We start from the raw sequence: 24,943 nt of genomic DNA, 5'->3' as shown, positions 1-24,943 counted from the left end.
ACTTGCTGAACTGATCTGCGGTGTTTGGTTCGGAATCTTTAACCAACAGCTGAGGCCGAAACAGTCTACACGTTGGTTAATTTCTGTCGCCGCTGACGACTGGAGGCACCAATTGATGCCAACATTCGACGACTACGAGTTCGACCGCGGCGACCACGTCGAGGTAGACTGGCGCGACGGCCAGGGGCCGCTTGATACCGTGGTTGGGACAGTGACCGACATCTCCGCACGTGGCGGTGAAGTCATCGTCAGCGTCGAGGCCGACGACGACCAGTATTCAGAGGGGTCGATATATGGTGAGACCCACGATTGTGCGCCGGCGTGGATCAGTCGCTGTTGAGCGAGACACAGCGGCCATTTTCTGGGCCCCAGGCGGGTGCGGGGCAGCAGGCGCTGTCCCAGGCAACCATGAGTACAGATGCATCTTCCCGCGACGACAGCACGCATCGCGAGGCAACTAAGTCCGAATCCACGAGTCCCGACTTCCCGACGCTAACAGTGACGGCTGAGGGCGTCGCAGAGCGGCGCCAGCAGGTCGGGACCAGTATGTCCTGTATCGAAACGACGCCTGTCCAGCTGTCGTTCACGACGACGCTGGGGTCGGAGAGCGAGTGGGAGGGTCTGGTCAACCCAACGTTCCGGACGCACTATCCCACGATCGAGCGCGGCGCTTTCGTCGACCGGCTCTTGGGTGACCTTGACAGTGCGGCGGTGTACGAGCGCCAGTCGTCCTGTCCGACGGAAGCCCCAAAGTGGGATCTCGCTATCGAAGCGCCTGCGTCGGAGTGGAAGCGCCTGATGATGGCGTTCCTCGTTCGCGATGACCGGGACGACGAGGACCGAGCGTACCAGGCCGTCTCAAATCTTCAGCAACTGCTGACATCCCGATTCGCAAACGCCGGCGTCGCACTCGCTGCGCTCGATCTCGTCGACGAGTACGACCTTGACCACTCTACTGAGACGTTCCACAAGTACATCAGGGACAATCTCGAGGGTAGCGAAGACGGGTAAGTTACGCCAGTATCGAAATTTCTGGAACTGTGGAATATTTTAATATCTGACACAAATGGCGTGTTGAATACAGGGTGTATATATTGCAATAGCCAATCAAGGAGTATTGACCTACAAACTACTATGTGCAGGCACTGACAAATGTTCGTGTGGAATTTATTCGAACAGACTCTAAAGATGTGCGACCACGTGTCCACCTCCGCGCAGGTAGTATGGACGGGACTGACATCGTTGCCTACGAAGATGTGAACGAACTCCCCGAGGACGCAGCGGATCGAATAAAACAGATTCTTGACAAACACCCTCTCGAACAGTATCCAGAAGGCGCATATATTGGATCATTAGCTCCTCCAGGCTTCGAATCGAGACATATTCGTGAACCAGAAACCATCATCTCAGAGCCATATCCATATGGTATCGAATTGTTGGAGTTTCCCCCTGAAGAAGACAAACTCTACAATTGGTGATTCAGATTAGTCGTCTGCTGATTGCCGGTACGAGCTGAAAAGTCGTCTGCTGCCTATACCTCTGTATTCAGCACGGCTATAGACTCCTATCACCGACTGAGTAGTTTATTAGAGCCGTTTTTTGCTCCCCTGGTAGGTGCGGGGACGTGCCAGAGAGTACGTCCCGACAGACACCCATGTCGAGTGATCCACACCCCGAGGAGTCGAATCGTACCATTCGCGCAGTGGACCTCTTTTGTGGCGCCGGTGGCCTCTCGTGGGGGCTGGTTGAGGCGTTGAAAGACGTCGCGATGACTATCCCACAGCCAACACGTGCAGTCCTGGAGGAGACCATCGATCTGGTGGGCGTCAACCACTGGGAGCGAGCCATCGAGACCCACGCGGCGAACCACCCGTGGGCCCGGCACTTCCACGACGATATCCAGAACGTCAACCCGCGCGAGGTGTTCGACGAGTGCGACCCGACGGTGACTATTCTCTCCGGCGGTATCGAGTGTACCGTTCCAATTTTCAGTAGTTTTCAGTAGTACACCGTAAGAATTGGGTACACTGCTGGACGACTGGGCCACGTCCATCGCTACCATCTGCGTTCGACTCGGGCAGGGCGACGGCAGGCGCTATGACAGCCGACCCACCACCAGCGGTCGCCGCTGCCTGTTCGGGGTTGTAGGCGACGATGCCAGACCCGAACGTGAGCCGCGTGCCAGCGGAACGGCGAGCTAGCACGGTTTCGGAATCCCCCATGTAGGAGGACGTGAAACCGTGGTCTAGCGTATCGCCGTCGCTGAAGAACACGCGAGCCACGTTCAGTGCCCCGATATAGTCGCGGTCGCCCTCGAAGTCACACCGGGTATTGTCACACCGGAAGTGTCCGCCCCACCACAGTTCCCCGTGGTGGTCGGGCGACTTGCAAGTGTGGCCAGTCGCGCCACAACGCGGGCACGACCGGCTCGTTCCCTGCGGATACACTCGCTCGACAGCGACACCAACACTCTCCGCTCGGTATTCGATGTTCTCGATGATGTCCCGTCGTGCCCACGACGACAGCTCCCACGACAACGCGCCTTCGTCTCGCGGCGGGGAGAGCGACCGCAAGTCCTCGTGAACAATCGTGTCCACGTCGTAGGCGAGTGCAAGTGCGAGGACTTGGTTGGCTACGTCGTGTGTCAGTTGCTCACGCTTGTGCTGGAGTTTGCTGTTTACCCGCTCGTACTCGCTCTGGATGTGCGCGAACTCGTCAGTATGCGAGCGACCATCACGGCCCAACGCGGCAAGGCGGTCGTTGAGTCGGGTTCGTTCGCGGTGAAGTCGTCGCATCCCGTCACGGTCGGTGAACTGGATGAAATGTGGCGTGGATAGTTGCTCGCCGCCGTCAGTGACCACCACGCCAGTCATGTCTTTACGCATCCCGGCGTCGAGTGCCAGTACGCAGTCAATGTCGTCGCGTGCTCCAGTCTGTTCGACTTCGACAGGGAAGGAGAGTTCGTAGTAGGCGTCACCGGTTTTGCGACGGGAGGACTGGAACTCGGGAGCCGACAGGTCGCCCTGAGCGAGGAGGTCATGAAACGCTTCGTAGCCGCCGCGCTCGTACTCCGTCCACGACCAGTCACCTCGTGTCTCCGGCGATAGTGTGTCCGGTGTTTTGAGGCGAATGGTCAGTGTCTCGTTGTCGCTGTCGTACTGATATTTGACAGCTTGCCCACTGGTTGGCCCATCATCCGCAGAGAACGGCAAGACGCCGCTATCGTACTCGGGACAGTCTTGCATCCCAAGATACGTGTCTGGATACGTGCCGTGACGGTCGTAGTAGCTGTTGAGTTGGTCGATGAGGATGTCCACGTAGCCTGACGAGAGGTAGTCACCGTCGTCCCAGAGCTGATCTTTGATGTGTCGGCGGTGAATGCGTCGGATTTTGTGGTCGGGCAACAGGCTCTGGATGGACTGAAAGGCGTCTTGGCGGTCGGCGTGACTGCGGAGCGTTTCACCGACTTTCTGCAAGATGCACCGTCGAAACCGCGAGGGGAGATACAGGTCGAGTTCTTCGAACGGGTCGTGTTCATCGAAGTATTTCCACGCTTGATGGGATGCGTCAGCAATCCCGTTGAGATGGGTTGGCGTCCAGTGGTCTTTGAGGACATAATTGGCGACTCGTTGCGTGAGTGTCGCCAGTCGGTCGAATCGGTCGGCGTCGTCGTCTGGCAAGCGGATTGGAAGCGAGAGGTGGTCACTCATCGGGTTTCACCTCAGACTCGACGGCGTTGACGACCTGTTGTTTTTCGAGGAGCGCATACCGTAGAGTTTCCGGCTGAAGCTGGCGACGAGCTTGATGAGGTCATCAACGAGGTCTTCCTGTGCTGATTTGTCTGTCTCGTCTTCGATGACGGTGATGGTGATACCGTAGCAGTCGAAATACCGTTCAAGATACGAGAAGTCAAAGCGAGTGAGCCTATCTTCGTAGGTGACGAGAACTCGGCCGTAGTCGGCGTCTGGCACGTCATCGAGGAGGGAGTTGAGGCCGCGTCGGTCTTCGTTGAGGCCACTGCCAACGTCGGTGTAGGTGTGTTCGACGCTCCAACCGTGGTCGTGAGCGTAGTCCGTGAGTCGGTCGAGTTGCCGGTCGAGGTCGCCATTGTCTTTCTGGCCGTGGCTTGAGACGCGACCGTAGAGGGCAACACGGTCTGTTGAACGAGTGTCGCCTGCAAGTCGGCGGAGTTCCCGATGTGGAATCCGCCGTTCACCGCCTGGTGTGCGAGTGTAATCGAGGTCGTCGTTACGAAACCAGCGTTTCACGGTCTGGGCGTGAACACCGAGTTCATCGGCGAACTCGCCAACCGAGAACGACCGTGGCATTCTGATGTTACTATTTTTTACTGGCAAATACTTATAAATATTGAATTTTGTAACAGTTACGCAACCCACTGGTCGACCGCCCGAGGTGGGAAGCCCGTCGACGAACAGAAACGGATGCCCGCGTGGGACTTCCTCACCTGGGTCCAGAAGCTCCGCCCAGAACACGTCCTCGTCGAAAACGTCACAGAATTTCGGTCGTGGGGACCTATCGACGACGATGGCCAGCCGACGCGGAACGGCGAGACCTTCGACCAGTGATCAACAGCCTCCATTCGCTGGGCTACAGCATCGACTGGGAGGTGTTAAACGCCGCCGACTACGGCGACCCAACCTCCCGAGAGCGTCTGTTCATCATGGCAACTCGCGACGGCCGCCCGCCGGTGTCAGTGTGCTTGCACTCGACGATGGCTCGGCGTGTCCTGTCGACGACCTCTTCCATGAAGATATCCCGGCCTTCGTCGGCTGACTTCCCGGCTTGTCGGATGTTGTCATAGCCGAGGTTCCGGAAGATGTCTTCTATCAGCTCCTCGAAATCGAACCCGGACAGGTCATCTAGAACATCCATGCGGTTCGTTGATGGAACGCGACTGACGGTACAAATGGGCTTGTCGGGCGGCTAGTGTTGATTCTGGGGTCTGAGTTGTGGGCGCGAAATTGTTTGAGAGTTTGGGGGATTGGGTCTGGATTCCTGTGCTGCTTTCTCTATGTACCTGTAACCCTGGAATTTCTGAGGGAGATTGCCTCTTCAGATGATTAATCTGTCTTCTCACTCAGTTTGTCTTTTCTCATCGAATTGCTCTTCTATTACCTGTCTCTTTCCCCGCTGATAGAGCCAAAAAAGAACAATGAGCGTGATTGGAAAGAAAACAATCGCAAGAAGTGCTAGCGGAGGAAATAGGAGAAAAAGTACGAACATCTTCCATGAAATGACTGTATCACGTGTCATGTAGCCAATTACTAAGGCCACCGGTATCCTCTTTATGCTTAATTACTATAATGACGAAGTCCAAATTTTTATCCTCTAATATGATAGAAAACTAGTAATCATACTTGGGACGAACTATTTGGGAGCGTATTGAATGGAGTTAACACAAAGAGCAATTACTATATATTTGACTCGATAGCGGTTGGTCCGTAAAATATGGCGGAAAAACTTCGGCAAGAGTGGATTCGTTCGACGCTATACTTATAAGTATAATCGCCAGACGCGGCCGCGCGCTTCTAATCTTAATATCTCTGGTGAAAGATTTGATGAAGAGCATCTCAAACTGTAAAATTCGCGCACCTAGCAATTTGTCTGACGATTGCTACTGTGTATAGCGATGAATCACACGTGAAAATCAGAATTCTGAATGCCTTATTTATCAACTAGAAATACATATAAATAATTTATCCAAACAATAAAACTTATTTCTATCGACTATTATCTACAATTGATGTCACGCGATAATAACCTGATTCAAAGGAGAGAATTTACACTAGGCCTCTCTGGGCTAATTGCTGCAGGTAGCCTCACTGGAACAGTCAGTGGTAGCTCAGGGAACGTGTCGAGCTCTAAAAACAATGTAGAAGTGGTTTTTGATTCAATTACCGGAGAAAATCAGAGTTCAGAAGACCTTGACACAACCATGAGTCAAGGCGAGACGATAGAAGCGTTTTTCCAGATTGACGATACGGACGTCATCAATATCCATTATGGAGAGTCAGATGACAAGTCCTATATCGCTACAGCAGACCTGAAAAACAGAGAGCTGTTGATTGAAAAGGAGTCATCGGATGATTCTGAAGTACTGTCTTCTACACAAATAGTAGGTGTCCCCGAGGGAAGTTGCCGTATAGCGATAGAATGGAAGAACAGTGGGGAGCATAATGTCGTACTATACAATGGATTCCTTAGAACCCATTGTGGAACTAAAGATCGGGAGTTTGAATCCGGAACTGTCTCAACGACTATCGAAGGTACTGAAGAATCCTCGCTAAAATTAGCCGCGAAGAATGTAACTTTGCCGCCGGGGATTTCTGCGAAGGGGTCAAACCAAACTCTGAATGACAAATTGAAGCAAAAAGTTGAAAAGAACGGTAGGATAGAGAGTATCACTCCTTCCGAAGATAATCTTGAGTTTAAGATGGCAAATGGAGAGACAGTAACGGTTGAACATAGAGAGGCAGGAAATAATGTACAATTAACCGATTGGGACGGTAAAAAGTATATTGTCCAACAAAACCGTTCAGATTTGTTCGTTGAGATTGAGAAGCGTATTAACAACGAAATGCACGTTGGAGGTAACTAACAATGGGACAAGATATCACACGAGCGAATCCAGATCAAATCGAACCGGGAGAGGAGTATGAATGGTATGACAACGCCACATTTGGTGGCTATGAACGTAAAGGCATCCCGGTACAGAAAACAAAAGCCCAGTACGACTTCTACGAAAAACAAGCCGAGGCTGCGTGTACTTTCCAAGTTTCAGAAAGTGGTGGAGCTACATGCCAAATAGGAAGGCTATTGGAAATAGATGGAGAGCCAGATCAAACACTTAAACTTGAGATGGATCCTGTTTGGAGAGGGTTCCTCAACCAGATTGGGCTTGGGACTTGTGAAATAACTTTCCTGACCTATGTTGCAGATGACGACACTCCAGAATTCACTACGGATAAATCTGATTGGTACGATTCCCAGACGCACGTGCAGGCTTCCAAGAAAAATGGTGGAAGTGACGCCTACGAAGACTGGGAAATGGCGGAGCTCTATGTCGAACCGGATGACATATCCGATGGAGACGTTCTAAGGTTCGCCACTGCAGTGACCGTTTCCGGTACCGCTGATAGGCTTTATTCATCTTCAGAAGCCGATGCATTTACAGACGATGATACAGATAATTACCCAGACGGTCATATATCATATGGAACGGTGACCGTTTCCTGGACATAGGGCGGTCAAACTGTTTACTATTTTTGGTTTTTGATTAAGAGCGAGTAGGGTGGTCGAGACTATGGGGTGCAGTATGTAACGTCGCAAAAGGGTTGAGTTATAATCTGGCAAAATCAGCAGACCGAAATCGAAGAAATTCGGTGAGAATGTCTGGTTATATATCCAAAGATGGCAAATAAAATCTTGTTCATTGACCAATTTCCGCACATTTCTTGTATGTACACGAAGGGTAGCAATTCAATCAGGCAGTCTACCGGGCCCGAAGTTCCTCACTGGGGCAGGAAACCGTGACACGATTACTCTCGTCTATCAGAAAACACGTCGTTCCGGGTATCGAATATCAAAACCCAAAAAATACTTGTTAGTCCCATCATTAGATATCCGGCGATGAATGTAAATAGAACGACATTGCGGTCTTGGATTGATAATACTGTTCTACAATCTCTGATACTATTATCATTGATTATCATAAACTTTGAATTGGTTAGCTTAGTGAATGGGGAGTTATTTACGAGTTATTTAAATAATACTAGTGGAACCTTCGCACTTCTTACTAATTCTGCTGTTTTATTGGCTAGTCTGATACTATTTTTATTTATCATTTATTGGTTTATCAAAACAGGCCCACTCTATCGGGAATTATTAGATTCAGAATCCACGGATTCACTAAGTAAGAACAGATCGGAGATAGTTCTCCGATACACAGTTGCAATATTTGCTTTTGCATTAAATACAGTCACTTGGAAGGGTGTCTTGTATACCGTGGAACTATATTTTTTAAAAAGCAGCGGGCTTTTTGTCGAAGTATCAGACGGCGCTATTCGGACAACTCCATTTATTGAATATAGTGTCTACCTCCTTTCTATAGTATGTGTCATATCTGTAGTGTTAATCCAGAGAACAGTATCTAAACTCTAAATTCAGTCAAAATCTAACAAATTATTATGATGGTCTGTTGCCCCCTCTAGCTTCGAGCTGTTGGGCAGCACCAGGGACTGCATAGTTTTGATTCAGTCGGCAGATGGCTACTCAGTCGGTATTTCCAGCTCGAGCCCAATCGCAAATGCGTTGGGATAACTCTGCCCTCTCAACAGAAGTTCTGTGTCACAAGAACCTCGTCGTCGTCGGTGAAGGCGATACCGATGCCCTCTGATTCCCAATACTCTGTAAGAATCTTCTCACGATGGCCGGTAGAATTCATCAACTGATTAACGATGCCCTCGGCGAGCTCGGCTTCAGTTTGGTAGCTAACCGTGCCTCGGTCGGTCGTGATCTGTTCTTCCCACCAGGTCTGGGCGATATTTTCCCCGCAGGTCACGTACGTCCCGTCGCCGGTGGCGACCCGACAGTCGTAGCCGGCATGGTCGTACCAGTCGGCGAAATCGTCGCCGTCGGGATTCTCGTGGGCGAAGAAATCACGTTCGACCATATCCTCACTGTGGTCGGCGGCGATACTGGCCAGCGTAGGATCGTATGTGATCGGCGCGAGATCATTCGCAGTCCGTCGTTCGTTGATTTCCTGATGGACGAGCCGTTCAACGTTCGTGGTATTGACACCAGCAGCGTTCTGTTGGGACTGTGACTCGGGCTGCTGGTTGTTAGGAGCGATCGAGCTGACCGTGTCGTCGATGGCTAGGATACCGGTGCCGAACTGGAAGGAGACAAAAGCGAGCACCAACACGGCCATTACGCCGAGTTTGATCATGGTTGTGAGCAAGCTCTTCGTGCGACGGCGAAGCTGGCTCCAATTTGGCCAATGGGTGAGCAGTCGCAGGCCAGGTAGCCCGGGCCGCCACCCGCAGTCGGGACATTCCGGAAGTGAACAATGGTCGTATCAGACGGGTGGATTGGTTGAATCGACGCCTGCAGTGGTCGATGGGACTGTCTACGTTGGAAGTCGCGACGGCTATGTGTACGCACTGTCGGCCAGTGACGGGAGCGAGTATTGGTCCTATGAGACTGGTGACTTTGTGAACTCTTCACCAACAGTGGTGGACGGGATGGTTTACGTTGGATGCATAGACAGTTCAGTCTACGCGTTATCAGCAAGTGACGGGAGCGAGGAGTGGACCTATGAGACAGGAGACTACGTAAGTGGGTCACCAGCAGTAGTGGGTGGAACAGTCTACATCGGGAGCGGTGACAACTCAGTGTACGGACTGTCGGCAAGCGATGGAAGTGAACAATGGTCATATCAGACGGACAACTTCGTGATCTCGTCACCAGCAGTTGCCGATGGGACAATTTATATTGGGAGTGGGGACGGTTCGGTGTACGCTCTCTCTTGAGCCAATTTAGACTCACAAGCAAACTAAATTCGCACAACAGGCCAAGTCGCTCGTTAGTCTAAATTTGCTCCTCTTGTGTAGCACATTCGCTACAGAATGCTCCAGCCGCGAGAGCTCAAGCGGGCCCAGGGCTTCCCCGACGATTACGAGATCCGCGGCAACAAGACGGAGACCACGCGTCAGATTGGGAACGCGGTGCCGGTGACACTCGCCCAACGGCTTGTCGAGAGTCTGCTCTCGAGTTCCGAACCAGCGTTGACCGACTACGTCGACCAGGAGCCAGCGGCCGAGCAGTCCGTTCCTGCTCGGTCGTCGACGGCCGGTGACGACTGAGCGCTGCTTGCCTCATATTGTTACTGGAGGAGCAGGTTCCGTGCCTCAGGGGAACCCACTTTTGATGTCGTCTCAACAGTGTACTATGGCTGCTACAGAGGGCAAGACGACGGAGCCACCCCGGGCGTGGGTCGAGCAATTCTACGACAGTGAAGCAGAAGTTCGCGGTGTCCTTGACGATATCAGAGAGGCACACTTGCTCGGCGAGTACGAGGATGTCCGTGAGAAACTTCGTGCCTTTGGCGAGGCAGAAAATGGACTCTTTCGGGCCATCGCACTGATCGTCATTGATGTCGAGACGTTCTACAGTGACCTCGCCGAGCAGTACGAGGATGAGACACCTCCGATTGAGGACCTGAAGGCGCTGGGGTCGGAGTATAGCCGTCTCGATGATCCTATCGAGTTGGTCTTATCTGAACGGATTAACGAATTGCAGAACCCCCAGCCTGGGCTTCGCCGTGGCTTTCGCTACTCGGACGAGACGGAGTTGCCGCGGTTAGATTACGATATCTACTCGGGAGACGTCGAGTTGTGTCAGTTCATTCACCCGCCATCGCAAGCACTCGTGCTTGCCCAGAGTATCGTCAACTCGACGCATTTGCTCCTGGAGCGAGTAGAGGCCAATGGTGACCCGATTGCATCGGCAGAACGTGAGCGGATTGCAACGATGCACGACCATCTGACGGAGGAGCTCACTGAGATGGCGGAGTATATCGAAGCAGCACCGGAGGAAGATACGTCGACGAACCTTGACCCGTTCGACGATCACTCCTTCTACTAGCCAGCGAGACGAACACCGTGGTCAGGGAGCGCCCGTCAACCTGGGCAGCTGAGGATACTGATCTCCGCGGACAAGGACCGCTATCTTAGCGTACGACGATCTTGTTAGGCACGTAATGTATATCCGAGCAGCCTGTATTAGGCAAGTATGTTCCGGTCTCGGCCACTTCTTCTAATGGTCTGTTGCAGTCTGGTGGTTCTCGTCGGTTGTGCGGGCGTCATTCAACCCGACGGTTCGGCCGCTAACACGAATTCGACAACCATCACTGAATGGAATAGCTCGCTCGAGGTTCACTACATCAACGTCGGCCAGTCGGTGAGCACGCTCGTCGTCAGTCCGTCGAACGAGACCATGCTGATCGACACGGGCCACTACAACGATGATGGGGAGTACGTGTTACAGTATCTCCAGTCCCACAATATCACTCGCATCGACCATCTGGTGGTCTCGCACAACGACGCTGATCACATCGGCGGAAACGCGGCGATCATCGACTACTACGAGACCGAGGCCGACGGTATCGGTGCCATCTACGACCCGGGGATTGCAGCGAGTACGCAGACCTACGAGGGCTATCTCGATGAAGTCGAGGAGCACGACGTGACGCTGTACGAGACGCGTGAGGGAGACAGTATCCAGTTCGAGGGCGTGGACGTCCAGGTGCTCGGGCCACCGGACCCGTATCTCGAGAGCGAGGCGCGCAACGAGAACAGCATCGTGCTCCGGCTCAGCTACGGCGAGACGAGCTTCCTCCTGACTGGGGATGCCGAGGATGATCAGGAAGCCTATCTCGTCGAGGAGTATGGTACTCAGCTCAACGCAACCGTGCTGAAGGCCGGCCATCACGGATCGTCGAGTTCGACCAGTGAGGCGCTGTTGGACGCTGTTGATCCGCAGGCGGTCGTCGTCTCCAGTGCCTATGACTCCCAGTACGGCCACCCGACCGAGGACGTACTTGATCGACTTGCGACGCGGTCGATTCCGACCTACTGGACGGCGACCCACGGTGACATCGTGTTCGTCAGCAACGGGACTGCCGTCTCGGTCCAGACACAACAGGGCGCTCCCACAGACCCGTCCACGCTTCGAGATGGGGAGCCAATCGAGCCAGGCACTGGTGATGAGGTGGTCGAACGCGACCGGATCGGTGCTGCGTCTGGGACTGTGACCGAGCCAGTGGCCACGGATGGCGGCGGTGGGGAGCTGGTGGTAGCGGATATCAACGCCGATGCGGAGGGTGACGACAGGGAGAATCTCAACGGCGAATTTGTAGTGTTCCGAAACGATGGTGACGCTATGCTCGATCTCTCGGGCTGGACGGTCGCCGACGAGGCTGGCAAGACCTACGAGTTCCCCGATGGTTACACGCTGGCTGCCGGCGACAGCGTGACGCTGTACACGGGCAACGGGACGGACACGGAGACCGAATTGTACTGGGGCTATGGCTCGCCGGTCTGGAACAACGGCGGCGATACCGTCATCGTCCGGAACAGCGAGGGCGATACCATCCTGGAGGAGACTTACTGATGACTGCGCATGTTGACTTGGCTGATGGAACTTACACCGCTGTCGTCGATTCAATCGAGGACGGGCTGGCGACGGTGTTCTTGGAGGACGATGGCGACGAGGTCGGGAATGCAGTCATCGATGCGACGGCACTGCCCGACGATGGACAGCATGCTGATGCGGTGTTGTCGGTCACTGTGGCCGATGGAGAGTTGGTCGAGTGGGACTACGACGCCGAGCTGACATCGACGCGGCGTGAGCAGGCGCAGGACCGGTTCGACCGCCTCTCCGAACGGCCGCCATCAGACAAGGACGAATAAGGTCTATCGGTTGGGTGGCCAGTTACACAGGGGCAGTGGCTGCCCGCCGTTCACCCATCCGACACTTGGGCGCTCATTCGGGACGGGGTGCAACCGCCACCGCCGAAGATTGGACCGCAGGGTGGACAGATGGGGGCAGGAGATTAACCCACAGAGGTGGGTACGGGTACTCGATTGCCACCTAATACTAAGACACTACTCCTCGTTACTAGTTGACAGAGATGGGGTTATTTGGGAGCGACAAGTGGGAGTGCAACAGCTGTGGCGCGACCTACAAGTCGAACCCCTCCAAGTGCTCCGCGTGTGGTCACACTGTTCTCACACAATTTCGTGAGGCGGACACCCCATCGACACAGACACAGTCGAGTCGATCTCCTGCTGAGCCAGCCCCGCAAAAAGTAGTGTAGTATTGCGAAAAGTGCAAGCAGAAACATACAGACGAGCCCGAACAGTGCAAGGTCTGTGGCACTGAGGGCTTCACAACGGTCGGCGAACAATCAGCTTGGGACAAGGAAGCCGAACAGTACACGCGCCCCGACGACGATGTTGAAACAATCTCGAACGTCCGTGAGGCTACGAGCTCTCCGCTGCAGCCGGCGTCCGAAGGGAGTAACCACTGGTTCTACGCCGGTATTCTTCTTCTCCTTCTTCTTGGGTTGACGATCTACGCACTCTAACTGCTTCGTAGACAGTCCCACAGTCTGGTATATGGGTGTACAGTGCCTCCGACTTGCGTTGCCTCAAGGACTGTATGAGTTTGATGCAGTCGGCAGCCAGCAACTCAGTCTGTCTCCCGGTATTGAGCGCTATCGCGAATTCGGGGTGGTTGCTTTGCCCGCTCAACAGAAGTTCTGCGTCACGAGGACTTCGTCATCGTCGGTGAACGCGATACCGATGCCCTCCGATTCCCAGTGGTCGGTGAGGATATTCTCGCGATGGCCGGTGGAGTTCACCCACTGATTGACGATGCCCGCGGCGAGTTCGGCTTCCGTGTCGTATCTGACCGAGCCCTGGGTGGTCGAAATCTGTTCGTCCCACCATGTCTGAGCGATGTTCTCCCCACCGGTCGCGTACGTCCCACCGCCGGTGGCGACTCGACAGTCGTAGCCGGCCTGGTCGTACCGGTCGGCGAAATCGTCGCCGTCGGGATTCTCGTGGGCGAAGAAGTTCCGGTCGATCATGTCCTGGCTGTGGTCTTCGGCGATACTGGCCAGCGCTGGGTCGTAGGCGATCGGCTCGAGGCCGTTCGCAGTCCGTCGCTCGTTGATCTCCTGATGGACGAGCCGTTCCACGTTGGTGGTATTGACGCCGGCCGCGTTCTGTTGGGACTCTGACTCGGGCTGCTGGCTGTTTGGAGCGGTGCCGTCGACGGGGTTGTCGTTCCCTGCACATCCCGCGCCGGCTATCGTGAACACGCTTCCAAGCCCGGCTAGTACTTCCCGTCTGTGCATCACCTCTTGTTATGTTTCAACTGGTAATTAGCTGATGCCATGTGAGAGTTGCAGCCATCTTCCGTCGATGTGGAGCGAAGAGACGGAACACGTCTGGCTCAGAGATACTACGGCAGTCAATGCGAGCGGGGTGTGGTACAGTATCGGACGAGTTCAGGGAGTCGGTGCCCGGGAGCGTTAGCTGTCCATTCACTGGCAGAGTACGCCCGTCACAGTTGTTCTTTGACGCGTGGGAATCGTCTCTTTTGCTGACCCCTCACTCACGTCTCCGCTGGACGGACCGAGGACGGGCACTACGTGCCTTTTATTTCGGGGTGGCGTGGCTGCTGGGCGTTCACCAGCCGGCACTCGGGCGCTCGCTCGGGATGTATAGTGGTCAAACTGTACAGTGGGGGAAATTAGTAGTAATAGAATTTTTCATCTTTGAAGGGTGTCGCTCAGAACAAAATGAATATCGACTATCCCGGGCACTGGAGGCAATACGAGCAGGAGGGCGAAGTAGGGACGTTCAGAATGAAACCACCGGTTCTGATGTACGAGAACGATGGCACAAATGCCCGAATTGTAATCGAGCCCATCATCGAACAGGTACCAGCGGAGGAGTCGCCTGTGACCGCCGAGAAGCTCCGTGAGGAGTACGATAGAAACCTCTGGGGCATACCGCCAGAATATATTCAGATGCTCATCTTTGCTGCCATGGTTGCTGAAGGAGAGGTTGAACCTCCGCACGATTCCTATCCCGCCAATCCAGATCTCCCCGTTGTCTTCTCTGATGCACCAATCGATGACGAACGATTCAGAAATCTTGATTGGGAGGTTAGAGTTGAATACATTGAGGATTCGTCGCAAGCTGACGAAGAGATGACCCGACCAGCGTCGGGTCCTACCCCTGAGGTGTCCCTACAGTTCAACAACCGTGAACAGGCGATTGAATACTTGGAGCCATTGCTCATGGCGGGCAACGTAGATTTCCACCTGCCGGCGGATATCTCGTAAGTTAGTGTAGCAGGTCTACGTAGGCCAGAATCTCGTTAGTGGCGTCTCTGCAGGCGCTCTCCGCCTGGTACTACGATCTCTCGAAAGTTCACCCTGTTGGGGACAGGGGCATCTTCCGGAGACTGTCATCGGTAGCCTCCCGTGCAAGGGGCGGGTCATAGAGTAGTTCTCGCACGCATTCCACGAGCGGTCGCTCTTTGTCTCCATATTGGGACACGATTCTACGATACTAAGTTACTTGGATGGGCGTCGTGGTGGACACGCCAGGGCAGTACACTGGTCTCGTGCCAGCTGGTGAGGTGGCAGTTCTTGGGTGCCTCGTTGGGTTGTGGCTTGGGGTCGGATATGCGGTGGGCTGGGTATGGATTTGCGGAATGGCGGTTGGGCTGTGTGTTACCGACGCCAGTGGCTATTGGTCGTGATTACGGCGATAATCACGACCACCTGTATCACCTCTAATTGCATCCGACTGCTAAAATATCATAAACATTTCACAACCTGTGTTTTTTGTATGCTGATATTATGATTCGGATTGTATGATATGCAAAGGTGAGTCACCAGGGTGCGTGTAATGGCCCATTTGTCGGCACGCGCGGATACAGCCTATCAGAACGATTACCATCACAAGCTTCGTGGCCGACTCTGGGACGCGCTCGCCGACACCAAGTACGATCGACGTCACGACGACGGCGAGCCTCCAGGGTTCGCTTACTCCAATCCGTTTCCTCCCCATGATATGGAAGCAGGGGATGACCGGAAGCTGTTGGTTGCTTCGCCGGAAGAAGAGTTACTGGCACAGGTCGCTGCTGACTTGCTCGAGGAACCGGAACTGAATATCGGCGAAATGCCGTTTTACGTCGACGATATCACGTCGCTATCCCCCGATGTCGGCGAACCCGGCACACGCGGGACGATTGAAACCGGGACCGGCCTCCTGGTTCGGATTCCACCGTGGAGATGCGAGGAGTACGGTATCGACCATCCCGGTGGCGAAACCGCCGTGTTCTGGCGCCCGAAGCATTCGATGGCACCGCTCCGGAAGCAGTTGGAGGACAATCTCGATCAGAAACATGACCGCTTCGCCCACGACCACCTGCCTGGGCCGAGCGATGTCGACGGCGATCTGTTCGACGGCTACGAACTCATCAAGACCTTCGCCGTTCCGGTGACCGTTACCGAGGGTCAGGAGATGACCTACGTCCTGAGCAAGTGGAAGTTCGAGTATACGGTGCAGGACGATCACCACCGTCGACACCTAAACCTCGCGCTGGACTGCGGACTCGGTGAGCGGAATTCGCTGGGGCTTGGGTTCGTGAATATCACGGACAAAACGCCGCCGGGCAAGAGCGAACTGGAGGGTAGAGATGCTTTCACCTGACACGTTCCGCGAGAAGTACCCGCCCGATGAATTGGAAGCAGAGCTTCCGGAGTCGCCAATCGGCTCGTTACGTGATCTCCAGTACCTCTATGGGAAACTCTATACGCTAGCTACGACAGGCGGCGGCGAGTATGCTCCGTATCTCACACCCGACGCTGCTGGTGATCTCGTTGACACTGATAGTAGCTTAATTGTGGTTCGGGTTGACGTGTCCGGTGATGACCCGCGACTGGCTGATGACAAACTCGGCTCGGTACAGGTGACGAGATACACTGGCGACCTGATTCAACAGGTCGGTCACTGTAAGTATCCGGCCGCTCGCGGAATTGATCACAGTGTGACACATCAGGCTGGGCGAAACAGCGATCCGGAGAAACTAGCCCGCTATGCGAAAGAACGGCTCACCAAATGGGCCACTGACGATGTGGTCACCGAAGCAGCCGGGGAACATCCTGAAGGTTGGATTATCGAACGGCTTGCTGAACTCAGCGAAAACGAGGCTGCACTGGACACGATTGCAGACACGCTCGCACGAAAACTGGGTGGTGAGTCGACAACCGCGCTGCTGACTGTGCAGGTGAAAACGGAACCTGATGGCGAGTACCAGTGGCCCGGTGACATAGACGTGTTCCGTGAGGCCATGCGGCAGCGGAAACTCTCGAAACTCGTCACCAAAAACAAGGCGGATGACTCATCCGGGGACGCGACTGATCTCGTCACGGGCTCGCCAGCTCGAACCGTTGGTACGTCCGAAGACCCGCAAAATTACTTTCTCGGCAAGCAACTTGAGAAGTTCCCTGGACTCAACATCGAAGAGGCGTGGCGGTCACATCCGATTTCAGAGGATGCCGCAATCACAGTAATGAACGCCGACACGTTCGTTGAGGCCTGTACCTATCGGACGTTCGGCGCGAAGGTATACTACCTTCCATACGTATTCGGTCGACTGGCTCCTGAGAAGGTTTATCGATTATACGAATTGCTCTATCGGACTGTCGAAGACGAAGAGACGACACCAATCGAGGACGCGTATAGAGAAGAACGGCGAAAAACCCTTCAAGAGCAGGATTTCCGGTTCTACGTATCGGCCGTGATGCCGCATCAGATGTCTCGATACGACGTGTTTGGCGAGACGCTGAACGGCCGGCTCCACTATCCGAAGCAACTCGCAATCACGCACAACGAGTTCGTCCAAACCGTCTCGGCGTTCAATAGGGACCACTACACGGACTGGACAGCACCACTCCCAACTAACCAAAACTGGGGACTGCTTGAAACGAACGACGGGCAGTTACACACAGTCTCGACTGGCTGGTATTTCAGACAGACCTTCGCCGAACGTGATGACGACGACGCTGATGCTGACGATCCGCGAATCGAAGCTCTCATCAGCGTGTTGAGTGGTGAAGCGGTAGCTGTCGATGTGCTGCTCGAAGAGTACGTGAACCGGATTATTGACGAACAGACCGATGACAGTGAGCACGAAGGATTCCCCTCGTTCCTCGTTGCCAGTCAGTTCGCTCAACTCTGCGTGCTTGCGGATGACGATCTCAAGCTGTTGCAGACGACCGACCCTTCAAAAAACCAGATTACCCAGCAACCGGAGTATGATAGAGACACCATGCCATCACTAGATGAAATCACAATCGCGGACGGGGGCCACCCCGCCGCACCGAAACTCGAGTCGTTCATCAGCGAAACACCCGCATTGTCGCCAGCTAACGACGACGACCCGGACTCCGTGACGAGCCAACGCAGGGGGGCGTTCCTGCTTGGCGCGCTCGTCGGCGACATCGGCAGCTATCAGGAGTACAGCGAGGATCGGTCGACGACACTCGTAGATCAGTACCCAGTCAAATCGATCACTCGCTCCCGAATCAAGAAGGTGACACAGGAAACCGTCGCCAAGACGCTGACCTACACGCGTCAGGAAAAGAAACAACAGGGGAACTACCCTGGCACGAAGGCGGATCACATCGTCGACCGGCTTCGTGATACGATTCTCAATCCTGAACCGGAAGAGTGGGAGATCGAAACCGACGATCTCCGCTTCTACTACGCTCTTGGCGTGACGTACGGGATGAACGACCACCCGTGGAACCGAGACGAAACCGATGCTAACGATTCAATTTCCGAGGAGGAACACTAACATGTCCGACACAGCTGACCCCGTGACGAACCGCTCAGAAATCGTTTTCTTGTACGATGCCGTCGATGCCAACCCGAACGGCAATCCGCTGTCCGGTGCCAACCGGCCGCGAATCGACCCACAGACCCAGCAGGCAATCGTCACCGACGTTCGCCTGAAGCGGTATCTCCGCGACCAGCTCGACGACGACGGTCACGGCGTTTACATTCGAAACGTGCAGGAAGATGGCGACCAGTACACCCGCGGCCAGCTCCTCGAAGATCGCCTCAAGGCTGTCGAGCCTGACGACTACGACCTCGATGACGACGAAGAAGTCGAGGTGTTCCGCGACGATATCTTCGGCGAGTTCCTGAACGAAAGTGTTGACGTACGATACTTCGGCGCGACGATGTCGGTGGATACTGACGAGGTATACGCCAAACACCTGCCGGACCACTTTACTGGTCCAGTCCAGTTCTCACCCGGCAAATCGATGCACGCGGTCAACGAAAACGAGGAGTACGATAGCCTGACGAGCGTAATCGCCACGCAGGAAAACAAACAGCAGGGTGGATTCGATCTCGACGATCACCGGATTCAATACGGATTGATCCGGTTCCACGGACTCGTCGACGAACACGGTGCTGCCGATACAAACCTCACCGCAGCGGATGTCGAACGACTCGATACGCTCTGTTGGCGGGCGATCAAAAACCAAACTATCAGTCGGAGCAAAGTCGGGCAAGAACCGCGACTCTACTGTCGCGTTGAATACGCCGACGAGAGTTTCCACCTCGGCGGCCTCGACCGCGATCTCGAACTCGATGACGAACATTCGAAACCCGACGAGGAACTTAGAACGGTTCGTGATCTCACGCTCGACGTGACAGGACTCGTAGACCGACTCGACGGGGCGAGTGACCGTATCGAACGTGTTCGAGTTGTTGCCAGCGATGTGCTCCAGCTCTCCTACGATGGCGAACTCGGCGGGCCATCGGTACTTCAGGACGCTCTCGAAGACGCTGTCGGAACGGATGCCGTAGAGGAAATCGATATCTACGACGAACAGACCGCGACACTCCCGAGTAAAGACGACACGGCGTAACGATGTCGCAACAATCGCTGGACGATTGGACGGCCGACCGAAACGGCGGCCAGCCTGATCGCTGTCTCTCGTTTACGGTGCGTGGCCCGTGGGGTCACTTCCGACGGATTGAGGGGAATATCGTCAAGCAAACCTATCGAATTATTCCCCGCACTACCGTTGCTGGGCTCCTCGCAGCTGTCCTCGGGATTGAACGGGATGGCTACTACGACCTGTTCGCGCCCGATAGTTCGGCAGTCGCCATCGAACCTGTTCGAGAGATCAGGACGGTCAATATGCCGATGAACACGCTGTCAACTGCAGCGGGAGACTTGCAGTCGCTTAACGGCCGTGGAAAAATCAGCGTCAAGCTACCTGATCCGACGACGCTCCGGCAGCAACATAACTACGAGGTACTGGTTGATCCTGCTTATCGAATCGATGTCGCACTTGCCAACGAGCAGTGGTATACCGGACTGCGCGAGACGCTCGCCGCAGGCGAATCGCACTACGTCCCGAGTCTTGGCCTTTCGGAGCATCTCGCTGACATCGAGTATCACGGTGAATTCGATGTTGGGGACGGACCACAGACCGATACTGTGGAAATTGATTCAGCTGTCCCGAATGCCGTTGACAATATCGTTCTGGATTCAGGAACACGCTGTCAGATTGAGGAGTCACCCGCGTTCATGGATTCTGATGCCGGTGGTCGTACGACAACGGGATTCACAAACTACGCCTACAATCCCGACGCTGATTCGCTTGAGGTGCGAGACACGACAGCAGTCAGTGTCGACGGTCGAACCGTGGTGTTTGTTTGATGCCTGTATACTCTCATCCACCCGAAGACGGCTACGAGGGTGTTTATCTTCACAATCATCTGGATGATGTTGCCCGACGGGCCAGCGAAATCGTTCCCGATGAAGCGACAACATCTGATGATGAGTCGCTACAGCAGGTCGTTGAGACGCTCGCCTACGTTCACGACTTCGGGAAAGCAACGACCTTCTTTCAGGAGTACCTTAGACATGGCACCGAACCCGAGCACAAGCCGTGTCGATATCATGCCCCAATCGGGTCGTTCGGTGGGTACTATGCCCTCGACGCACAGGGGTTTGAAACAGAGACCTGTCTGGCTGGCTTCGTCGCAGTCGCCAAACATCATGGGCAACTTCCCGATGTGACGCAGTACATCTATAATCGTGCGTACAACTCAGAGAACTCAAGTGGAGGGGCACAGACCAACGATGAACAGCTACAGGCAGCAATCGCTATGCAGCTCAACGATATCGAAGAACACGTTTCGGAGCTGGCGGCCGATATTTTCGATGATGCCACTGATAGCGATGGTTCGTGGGACGGATTTCGCCACTCATACAAAGACCTCCTCGATGAAATCGCCGGTGCTGTTGCCACGGAGAGTGGAACGACAATCAATCGAGAGTCGTTGTCAGAGTCTTGTTATGGACTAGCCCTCGAAATATGGGGATCGCTTGTGCTTGCAGACAAGACGAGTGCAGCAAGTCGTAGTGAGGAGACTGACTCGGATTCGACCTACGAAGCAAAGCAGCCGTCGTTCCAGGTGTTGGACGAATACGTGGCAGAACTCGAAGCGTCTTCGCCCGCTGACTCGGACGGTTCTAGAACGGAACGACTCAACCACTATCGTTCACGTGCACGGTCCGCTGTCGTAGAGAACGCGAAAGAGTTTGCCGAAGCTGGCGGGGGCGTAGCGACACTTACCCTGCCAACGGGAATGGGAAAGACGCTCTCCGGGTTGTCGGCCGCACAGACGGTTCGTGACGAACTTGATGGCGAGAGGGTCGTCTACGCACTTCCGTTTACCAGTATCATCGATCAGGTCGTCGATGAGGTTGAAGACATCTACGAGGCTGACACATTCGGACGATTACTTAGTGCTCACCACCACCTTTCAGAAACCAAGATCGTCGACGACGATATAGACGCTGACGATGCGGACAAGAACGACGATGTCGCCGGGATGCTCGCCGAAAGTTGGCGGGCCGGCCTCACAGTCACGACGTTCGTGCAGTTGTTCGAGAGTCTTGCTGGGCCAGCTAACAAGCAGTCGATGAAGATTCCCGCTCTCCGAAATAGCGTGGTCATCCTTGATGAGCCACAGAGCTTGCCACTCGACTGGTGGAAGCTCGTCCCCCGGCTCGTTGCAATACTGACCGAACAGTACGGCGCAACGGTTATTGCTATGACCGCAACTCAGCCACAGCTGTTCGATGAAGCAACCGAGAGAGGAGAGGACGTGACTGAGCTCGTCAACGATCCTGATGTCTACTTTGAGGCGACCGAGCGCGTACAGTACGAACTCGATGAGTCGACCGAGAGGTATATCGAAACGCAAGAAACCCCGAAATCATACGCCGATGCGGGAATAGAACTGCTAACTGCAGTTGATTCCGGTGGGTCAACGCTTGCAGTCTGTAACACAATCGATAGTGCCCGGGCCCTCTTTGACGAACTCACCGACAATGCGGACTTGCTACCCAGTGTCGGAGATATCTACGCTGACGAACTCAGCAAAGTCGAAACGACAGCTGACATCAATCCGAAGACGCTTGCGAGCCGAGTCGAAGAGCGGAGCGACCGGTCGGTGCTCCACCTCTCGACACGACTCCGTCCTGTGGATCGTCTCAAACTGATTGAAACCGCAAAGGAACTCACCGACGACGGACATGGCCTCATCACGGTCTCGACACAGCTGATCGAAGCTGGTGTCGATATTAGCTTCGACCGTGTCTACCGTGATCTGGCCCCAATCGACAGTATCGTTCAGGCAGCCGGTCGCTGTAACCGGTCGTTCGAGCGAGAACAGGGACGCGTCATTGTCTGGTGGCTTGACGTACCAGAGGAGCAGCAAAAGACGCCTGCAGAAGCGGTCTACAACCGAGGAGCGACACTTCTTCCTGTCGCGGCGGAAACCCTCGATGCAGTTCGTGAAGAAGATGAACCACTCTCCGAGACCGCTGTGGCCCGTACAGCAGTCAGGGAATACTACAAAACACTACACACAGACAAGAATGTCGGCAAACAGGAGTACGCTGAGTATGTCGACGACGTCCGCGGAGACAAACTCGGAGAGCTATCACTGATCGATCAGCGTAATGCAGTGGACATTATCATCTGTCGAACCGTAGCCGAACGGGAGCAGGTAGAACAGGTACGCGAAGCGTGGAACCTCTATGAGTTCGACCGCGTCCGTCGGCTGATGGATGAACTCAAGGAGACGCGTGTGTCGATTCCTATCTACCACGGCGAGTCTGATAAAAGAGACAAGCTCGGTCAGCTGAATCCAGTCCACTCTGACACGGACGTGCTATGTCTTGATGTTCGTAAACATGGATTGAGTGAGTATTTCGATGAGAATACAGGATTCGTAATCCCGGATAGCACTGCTGAGAGGCGGATTTTATGACTGCCGCTGATCCAGTCGACCGCCTCCTCGCAACCGCTCGCGGTGAGCCGGTCGACGAGCCGTTTCGCGTGACTGGCGTGATGGTCCAGTACTACTACGTCTGCGAACGCGAACTCTGGTTCGAAAGTCGAAACCTCGAAATCGACCGTGAGAACGCTACTGTTGTCCGTGGCACCCGCGTCGACGAGACGGCCTACAGTGACAAACGCGAGAACCTCAATCTCGGAATGATATCACTTGATTTGCTAGACGACGGCCGCGTCGTTGAGGTCAAACCCTCCTCGACTCTCACCGAACCGGCCGAGATGCAGCTGTCGTACTACCTCTGGTATCTCGACCGCGTCGCCGATATCCAGCGAGACGGCGTCTTGGCTCACCCACGGGAGCGAAAACGCGAGCCGGTTGTACTTACAGCGGAGCGAAAGGACAAGGTCGAAACCGCGATTGGTGGCATCCATGAGATTGTCAGCCAGTCCTCGCCGCCGCCGGCAGAGGAGAAACCGTTCTGCGATTCGTGTGCGTACCACGACTTCTGTTGGTGTTAACAATGGATCGAAATTACCACGTCTTTTCCGACGGCCGACTCGAACGCAGCGACGACACGCTCAGGCTCGTCCCCGACGATGGTGGAGAAAAGCAGTACATCCCAATCGAGAACGCCGAGGCGTTCTTCCTTCACGGCCAGATCGATTTCAACACGCGGCTGATGTCGTTTCTCAACGACCGCACGGTCGCACTCCACGTGTTCGGCTGGGAGGATTACTACTCGGGGTCGGTGATGCCGAAACGCGGACAAACATCGGGGAAGACAGTCGTCAATCAGGTCCGGGCCTACGAGGATAGCCAGCACCGACGGCAACTCGCCGCGGCAATTGTGCGGGGCAGCATTCACAATATGCGGACGAACGTGGTCTATTACAACGGCCGCGATCACGATCTCGACGACATTATCGAGGAGCTCGAAGCTGCGGCCGCACGCGTTGATAAGGAGTTGCCCGTCGATGAGTTACTGGGAACCGAAGCCACTGCGAGAAAGGCATACTACCGGAGTTTTAATGAGATTCTCCCAAGCGAGTTTCAGCTGAGCCAGCGAGAGTACAACCCACCGCCCAACGAGATTAACAGCCTCATTTCGTTCGGTAATTCGCTGGTCTATGCGAACTGCGTCTCGGCAATCCGTGCTACTGCACTCGACCCGACGATTAGCTACCTCCACGAGCCGGGCGAGCGGCGCTACTCGCTATCGCTCGATCTCGCCGACCTGTTCAAACCCGTCCTTGCCGACCGTGTCCTGTTCCGGCTGGTAAACCGAAACCAGATTTCGGATACCGATTTCGAGACGGAGCTCGGCTCGTGTTTACTGAACGAATCTGGGCGGAAAACGTACACAAAGGCGTTCGAAGAGACGCTTGAGCGTACTGTTGAACATCCGACGCTCAACCGAAAGGTGAGTTACCAGTATCTGATGCGGCTCGAGGCATACAAGCTGAAAAAACACTTGCTCACCGGTGAAGAATACGATCCGTTCCAACGGTGGTGGTGAAATGTACGTTGTGATGGTCTATGACCTGGAAGCCGACAGAACGCAGAAAGCCCTCAAAATCGGCCGGCGGTATCTAACTCACGTACAGAACTCGGTTCTTGAAGGGGAAATTTCAGAGGGCGATTTGTCCAAGCTCAAAAACGAGATCGATGATTTGCTGAAACCCGGTGAATCAACAATCATCTACGAGCTGTCTTCTGATACGCTACTCAATCGAACCGTCTATGGGGAAGACCCAACGGAGAATCAACGGTTTCTATAGTCGGATTCCATCAACCCCCCTGGGGAACACGCACTATTGATGGTCGACGGAAGGGCTTTACTGTGACCCGCCGTTAGCATGCCTATAGCCCGTATGTTGGGCATGGTTTCAGACGAACCCTTGTAGGGTTGAAGCTTGTTGGTCGGCATGACTGCGGGCGCG

General features: G+C 54.5%; 24 protein-coding genes, 3 pseudogenes and 1 CRISPR repeat array (1 of these 28 running past the window's edge). Of the genes and pseudogenes, 22 read left to right on the top strand and 5 right to left on the bottom strand.

Features of this window, described 5'->3' with window-relative positions; translation table 11 throughout:
- Positions 1 to 115 precede the first annotated feature (115 nt).
- From EGD98_RS18980 to EGD98_RS18965, 4 genes are all read left to right on the top strand, one after another.
- Positions 116 to 340, top strand: a complete 225-nt coding sequence (locus tag EGD98_RS18980; protein ID WP_220589924.1) for a hypothetical protein — start codon at positions 116 to 118, stop codon at positions 338 to 340.
- Between the two features lie 68 nt (positions 341 to 408).
- A complete protein-coding gene (locus tag EGD98_RS18975; protein WP_220589923.1) occupies positions 409 to 1,011 on the top strand; it encodes a hypothetical protein in 603 nt (200 codons plus the stop codon).
- A 212-nt stretch (positions 1,012 to 1,223) separates the two neighbouring features.
- Positions 1,224 to 1,478 (top strand): hypothetical protein, encoded by a 255-nt coding sequence (locus tag EGD98_RS18970; protein WP_220589922.1) that lies wholly within the window; start codon positions 1,224 to 1,226, stop codon positions 1,476 to 1,478.
- A gap of 176 nt (positions 1,479 to 1,654) precedes the next feature.
- On the top strand, positions 1,655 to 2,005 hold the full coding sequence (locus EGD98_RS18965; RefSeq protein ID WP_220589921.1) for a DNA cytosine methyltransferase: 351 nt from the start codon (positions 1,655 to 1,657) through the stop codon (positions 2,003 to 2,005).
- Here the strand turns inward: EGD98_RS18965 and EGD98_RS18960 are convergent.
- Together EGD98_RS18960 and EGD98_RS18955 are read right to left on the bottom strand one after the other, a co-directional pair.
- Complete coding sequence (locus EGD98_RS18960; RefSeq protein WP_220589920.1) at positions 1,989 to 3,710, bottom strand: zinc ribbon domain-containing protein; 1,722 nt, start codon at positions 3,708 to 3,710, stop codon at positions 1,989 to 1,991. The genes EGD98_RS18965 and EGD98_RS18960 overlap by 17 nt on opposite strands.
- Positions 3,703 to 4,328, bottom strand: a pseudogene (locus EGD98_RS18955) (IS607 family transposase). Before EGD98_RS18955 ends, EGD98_RS18960 begins: the two are co-directional and overlap by 8 nt.
- A gap of 114 nt (positions 4,329 to 4,442) precedes the next feature.
- Between EGD98_RS18955 and EGD98_RS20900 the strand changes: the two are divergent.
- Entirely contained in the window at positions 4,443 to 4,586 is a 144-nt protein-coding gene (locus EGD98_RS20900; RefSeq protein WP_236039639.1) for a hypothetical protein, read from the top strand.
- Positions 4,526 to 4,651: pseudogene (locus EGD98_RS21345) on the top strand (DNA cytosine methyltransferase); the annotation flags it as partial. The gene EGD98_RS20900 and the pseudogene EGD98_RS21345, both read left to right, overlap by 61 nt.
- Before the next feature lie 44 nt (positions 4,652 to 4,695).
- Here EGD98_RS21345 and EGD98_RS18945 read toward each other — a convergent pair.
- Positions 4,696 to 4,893: pseudogene (locus EGD98_RS18945) on the bottom strand (restriction endonuclease); the annotation flags it as partial.
- Positions 4,894 to 5,764: 871 nt separating this feature from the next.
- Here EGD98_RS18945 and EGD98_RS18940 point away from each other — a divergent pair.
- Both EGD98_RS18940 and EGD98_RS18935 read left to right on the top strand, forming a co-directional pair.
- Positions 5,765 to 6,619: a hypothetical protein gene (locus EGD98_RS18940; protein WP_220589918.1), complete on the top strand. Its 855-nt coding sequence runs from the start codon at positions 5,765 to 5,767 to the stop codon at positions 6,617 to 6,619.
- Positions 6,620 to 6,621: 2 nt separating this feature from the next.
- The gene (locus EGD98_RS18935) at positions 6,622 to 7,263 is read left to right on the top strand and encodes a hypothetical protein (RefSeq protein ID WP_220589917.1); all 642 of its coding nucleotides are present in this window, start codon (positions 6,622 to 6,624) and stop codon (positions 7,261 to 7,263) included.
- A gap of 1,087 nt (positions 7,264 to 8,350) precedes the next feature.
- Here EGD98_RS18935 and EGD98_RS18930 read toward each other — a convergent pair.
- Entirely contained in the window at positions 8,351 to 8,950 is a 600-nt protein-coding gene (locus EGD98_RS18930) for a CAP domain-containing protein (RefSeq protein ID WP_220589916.1), read from the bottom strand.
- On the opposite strand from EGD98_RS18930, the gene EGD98_RS18925 reads away from it, so the two are divergent.
- The 5 genes from EGD98_RS18925 (at position 8,892) to EGD98_RS18905 (ending at position 12,491) form a co-directional block, all read left to right on the top strand.
- The gene (locus EGD98_RS18925) at positions 8,892 to 9,551 is read left to right on the top strand and encodes an outer membrane protein assembly factor BamB family protein (protein WP_328763344.1); all 660 of its coding nucleotides are present in this window, start codon (positions 8,892 to 8,894) and stop codon (positions 9,549 to 9,551) included. The genes EGD98_RS18930 and EGD98_RS18925 overlap by 59 nt on opposite strands.
- 96 nt (positions 9,552 to 9,647) lie before the next feature.
- A complete protein-coding gene (locus tag EGD98_RS18920) occupies positions 9,648 to 9,884 on the top strand; it encodes a DNA cytosine methyltransferase (RefSeq protein WP_220589914.1) in 237 nt (78 codons plus the stop codon).
- Between the two features lie 85 nt (positions 9,885 to 9,969).
- The gene (locus tag EGD98_RS18915; protein ID WP_220589913.1) at positions 9,970 to 10,665 is read left to right on the top strand and encodes a hypothetical protein; all 696 of its coding nucleotides are present in this window, start codon (positions 9,970 to 9,972) and stop codon (positions 10,663 to 10,665) included.
- A 174-nt stretch (positions 10,666 to 10,839) separates the two neighbouring features.
- Positions 10,840 to 12,192 carry a lamin tail domain-containing protein gene (locus EGD98_RS18910; protein ID WP_236039636.1) on the top strand — a complete coding sequence of 451 codons (1,353 nt, stop codon included), beginning with the start codon at positions 10,840 to 10,842 and terminating at the stop codon, positions 12,190 to 12,192.
- Positions 12,192 to 12,491 carry a DUF3006 domain-containing protein gene (locus EGD98_RS18905; RefSeq protein WP_220589911.1) on the top strand — a complete coding sequence of 100 codons (300 nt, stop codon included), beginning with the start codon at positions 12,192 to 12,194 and terminating at the stop codon, positions 12,489 to 12,491. The genes EGD98_RS18910 and EGD98_RS18905 overlap by 1 nt, the downstream gene beginning before the upstream one ends.
- A gap of 839 nt (positions 12,492 to 13,330) precedes the next feature.
- On the opposite strand, the gene EGD98_RS18900 is transcribed toward EGD98_RS18905, so the two are convergent.
- Positions 13,331 to 13,942 carry a CAP domain-containing protein gene (locus EGD98_RS18900; protein WP_220589910.1) on the bottom strand — a complete coding sequence of 204 codons (612 nt, stop codon included), beginning with the start codon at positions 13,940 to 13,942 and terminating at the stop codon, positions 13,331 to 13,333.
- Positions 13,943 to 14,389: 447 nt separating this feature from the next.
- Here EGD98_RS18900 and EGD98_RS18895 point away from each other — a divergent pair, with 447 nt between their 5' ends.
- From EGD98_RS18895 to cas2, 9 genes are all read left to right on the top strand, one after another.
- Positions 14,390 to 14,938, top strand: a complete 549-nt coding sequence (locus tag EGD98_RS18895; protein ID WP_220589909.1) for a hypothetical protein — start codon at positions 14,390 to 14,392, stop codon at positions 14,936 to 14,938.
- A 571-nt stretch (positions 14,939 to 15,509) separates the two neighbouring features.
- Positions 15,510 to 16,316: a CRISPR-associated endoribonuclease Cas6 gene (gene cas6 / locus EGD98_RS18890; protein WP_220589908.1), complete on the top strand. Its 807-nt coding sequence runs from the start codon at positions 15,510 to 15,512 to the stop codon at positions 16,314 to 16,316.
- The gene (cas8b, locus tag EGD98_RS18885; protein ID WP_220589907.1) at positions 16,303 to 18,465 is read left to right on the top strand and encodes a type I-B CRISPR-associated protein Cas8b/Csh1; all 2,163 of its coding nucleotides are present in this window, start codon (positions 16,303 to 16,305) and stop codon (positions 18,463 to 18,465) included. The genes cas6 and cas8b overlap by 14 nt, the downstream gene beginning before the upstream one ends.
- Before the next feature lies 1 nt (position 18,466).
- Positions 18,467 to 19,549 (top strand): type I-B CRISPR-associated protein Cas7/Csh2, encoded by a 1,083-nt coding sequence (gene cas7b, locus EGD98_RS18880; protein ID WP_220589906.1) that lies wholly within the window; start codon positions 18,467 to 18,469, stop codon positions 19,547 to 19,549.
- A 2-nt stretch (positions 19,550 to 19,551) separates the two neighbouring features.
- Positions 19,552 to 20,349, top strand: a complete 798-nt coding sequence (gene cas5b / locus EGD98_RS18875; RefSeq protein WP_220589905.1) for a type I-B CRISPR-associated protein Cas5b — start codon at positions 19,552 to 19,554, stop codon at positions 20,347 to 20,349.
- Entirely contained in the window at positions 20,349 to 22,976 is a 2,628-nt protein-coding gene (locus EGD98_RS18870; RefSeq protein ID WP_220589904.1) for a CRISPR-associated endonuclease Cas3'', read from the top strand. The genes cas5b and EGD98_RS18870 overlap by 1 nt, the downstream gene beginning before the upstream one ends.
- The gene (gene cas4, locus EGD98_RS18865) at positions 22,973 to 23,521 is read left to right on the top strand and encodes a CRISPR-associated protein Cas4 (protein WP_220589903.1); all 549 of its coding nucleotides are present in this window, start codon (positions 22,973 to 22,975) and stop codon (positions 23,519 to 23,521) included. The genes EGD98_RS18870 and cas4 overlap by 4 nt, the downstream gene beginning before the upstream one ends.
- Before the next feature lie 2 nt (positions 23,522 to 23,523).
- Positions 23,524 to 24,519, top strand: a complete 996-nt coding sequence (gene cas1b / locus EGD98_RS18860) for a type I-B CRISPR-associated endonuclease Cas1b (RefSeq protein WP_220589902.1) — start codon at positions 23,524 to 23,526, stop codon at positions 24,517 to 24,519.
- Between the two features lies 1 nt (position 24,520).
- Entirely contained in the window at positions 24,521 to 24,781 is a 261-nt protein-coding gene (gene cas2, locus EGD98_RS18855) for a CRISPR-associated endonuclease Cas2 (protein WP_220589901.1), read from the top strand.
- A 105-nt stretch (positions 24,782 to 24,886) separates the two neighbouring features.
- A CRISPR array of direct repeats spans positions 24,887 to 24,943; the repeat unit is 30 nt; unit sequence GTTTCAGACGAACCCTTGTAGGGTTGAAGC (it continues 6,064 nt past the right edge of the window).

Origin of the sequence: Haloarcula salinisoli, from assembly GCF_019599405.1 — an archaeon.
GTDB classification, from domain to species: Archaea; Halobacteriota; Halobacteria; order Halobacteriales; family Haloarculaceae; genus Haloarcula; species Haloarcula salinisoli.
Note: the sequence above shows the minus strand (reverse complement) of the source record. Positions and strands in the feature narration are given on the sequence as shown.